This window comes from Escherichia sp. Lx600-2, assembly GCF_036662595.1.
Classification (GTDB): domain Bacteria; phylum Pseudomonadota; class Gammaproteobacteria; order Enterobacterales; family Enterobacteriaceae; genus Escherichia; species Escherichia coli.
Genome location: NZ_JAYQWM010000250.1, coordinates 1 through 735, shown reverse-complemented (window position 1 = coordinate 735; position 735 = coordinate 1). Strand labels below are relative to the sequence as shown.

The 735-nt window shown below is 52.8% G+C and carries 1 protein-coding gene; it reads left to right on the top strand.

The features are described 5' to 3' along the window. Nucleotides 1-683: IS6-like element IS26 family transposase (locus OQV04_RS24825; protein WP_001704202.1), on the top strand; the 683-nt coding region annotated here is incomplete at its 5' end. Nucleotides 684-735 lie beyond the last annotated feature (52 nt).

Here is a 735-nt window from a genome sequence, read left to right as displayed (position 1 = left end):
ATTTTCAGCGTGACATCATTCTGTGGGCCGTACGCTGGTACTGCAAATACGGCATCAGTTACCGTGAGCTGCAGGAGATGCTGGCTGAACGCGGAGTGAATGTCGATCACTCCACGATTTACCGCTGGGTTCAGCGTTATGCGCCTGAAATGGAAAAACGGCTGCGCTGGTACTGGCGTAACCCTTCCGATCTTTGCCCGTGGCACATGGATGAAACCTACGTGAAGGTCAATGGCCGCTGGGCGTATCTGTACCGGGCCGTCGACAGCCGGGGCCGCACTGTCGATTTTTATCTCTCCTCCCGTCGTAACAGCAAAGCTGCATACCGGTTTCTGGGTAAAATCCTCAACAACGTGAAGAAGTGGCAGATCCCGCGATTCATCAACACGGATAAAGCGCCCGCCTATGGTCGCGCGCTTGCTCTGCTCAAACGCGAAGGCCGGTGCCCGTCTGACGTTGAACACCGACAGATTAAGTACCGGAACAACGTGATTGAATGCGATCATGGCAAACTGAAACGGATAATCGGCGCCACGCTGGGATTTAAATCCATGAAGACGGCTTACGCCACCATCAAAGGTATTGAGGTGATGCGTGCACTACGCAAAGGCCAGGCCTCAGCATTTTATTATGGTGATCCCCTGGGCGAAATGCGCCTGGTAAGCAGAGTTTTTGAAATGTAAGGCCTTTGAATAAGACAAAAGGCTGCCTCATCGCTAACTTTGCAACAGTGCC